Source organism: Pseudomonas sp. P5_B2, assembly GCF_056400445.1.
The window spans coordinates 1-1,634 of sequence record NZ_JBFULH010000798.1 but is presented as its reverse complement, the minus strand read 5'-3'; the positions used below and the strand labels follow the sequence as shown (position 1 = coordinate 1,634).

Annotated in this window: 1 protein-coding gene and 1 pseudogene; one reads left to right on the top strand and one right to left on the bottom strand. The window is 59.6% G+C overall.

The features are described 5' to 3' along the window. Positions 1–326 precede the first annotated feature (326 nt). Positions 327–1,286 (top strand): DMT family transporter, encoded by a 960-nt coding sequence (locus AC1DRJ_RS26905; RefSeq protein ID WP_477804824.1) that lies wholly within the window; start codon positions 327–329, stop codon positions 1,284–1,286. Between the two features lie 119 nt (positions 1,287–1,405). Here AC1DRJ_RS26905 and AC1DRJ_RS26900 read toward each other — a convergent pair. Then, positions 1,406–1,634, bottom strand: a pseudogene (locus AC1DRJ_RS26900) (class II fumarate hydratase); the annotation flags it as partial.

Sequence of the window (1,634 nt, the reverse complement as noted above, 5' to 3'; positions counted from 1 at the left end):
GGGCGCGACCGGGCTGTTTGAGGCGGTGCGTTAATCTTCAAAAAATTGTGTTGATTGTCAGACCGCCTTCGCGAGCAAGCCCGCTCCCACAKTTGACCGCATTCCTTCAGGTAGACTCGGTCAACTGTGGGAGCGGGCTTGCTCGCGAAGGCCGCGCCTCGGTTCATCGGCGGGCACTTAAAATCCACTTCCGCACGATATACGCTCGAACCTCCCGCTCTGCGACCTGCACAGTTTCATTCGCGCCTGCTCGCCAACTGTCCCTGTGTGCCAGTCGCCTCTGCGCCTAGAATGGCGCTTCTTGCCATCTGGCTGTTGGGGTTCGCATGCACATTTCATCCGGTCGCTGGGTTTACGGTCTGTTTCTGGCCCTGTTGACTGCGTTGTTGTGGGGAATCCTGCCGATCAAACTCAAGCAAGTGCTGCTGGTGATGGACCCGGTGACCGTCACCTGGTTTCGCTTATTCGTGTCCGGTGGGTGCCTGTTTGTGTATCTGGCGGCGACCAGGCGTTTGCCGACGCGTAAAGTCCTGGGCCCGCGGGGTGGGTGGCTGGTAATGATGGCGGTGCTCGGTCTGGTCGGTAACTACGTGCTGTACTTGATGGGCCTGAACCTGCTCAGCGCCGGCACCGCGCAATTGGTGGTGCAGATGGGCCCGATCATGTTGCTGATCGCCAGTCTGTTTGTGTTCAAGGAACGTTTCAGCGTGGGGCAGGGCATTGGCCTGTTGGTGCTGCTGATCGGTTTCGCTCTGTTTTTCAATCAGCGCCTGGCCGAGTTGCTCACTTCGTTGACCAATTACACCACCGGCGTGCTGTTGGTGTTGTTGGCGTCCACGGTCTGGACCTTCTACGCCTTGGGGCAGAAGCAATTGCTGACGGTGTGGAATTCGCTGCAGGTGATGATGGTGATCTACCTGTTCTGCGCGTTGCTGCTGACACCTTGGGCGCATCCACTTGAGGCGCTGCAACTGAGCCCGCTGCAAGGCTGGCTGCTGCTGGCATGCTGTATGAATACGCTGATCGCCTACGGCGCGTTTGCCGAAGCGCTGGCCCACTGGGAAGCGTCGCGGGTGAGTGCGACGCTGGCGATCACGCCGTTGGTGACCTTTGTCGCGGTGGCCATGGCCGCGTGGTTGTGGCCTGACTATGTGCATGCCGAGACGATCAACGGCTTGGGCTATGGCGGGGCGGTGCTGGTGGTGTTGGGGTCGGCGTTGGTGGCGTTGGGGCCTTCGCTCATCGCAGGGCTCAAGGCGCGTCGGGTTCGGATGGCTGCAGGTTAACCGCGTTATCGTTCTTCGCGAGCAAGCCCGCACACATTCGACCGCATTTATCTGTTAGAACACGGTTGAATGTGGGAGCGGGCTTGCTCGCGAAGACTGACTGTCAGGCGCTACAAATCTCAGCCCTTGGCCCCAGCCTCCAGCATATTCTCCGGCCGTACCCACGCATCAAACTCTTCATCCGTCAGATACCCCAGCTGCAACGCCGCCTCGCGCAGCGTGAGGCCTTCGGCATACGCCTTCTTGGCAATCTCCGCCGATTTGTCATAGCCGATGTGCGGATTCAGCGCGGTCACCAGCATCAACCCTTGCTCCAGATGTTCAGCCATTTTCTCTGCATCCGGTTCC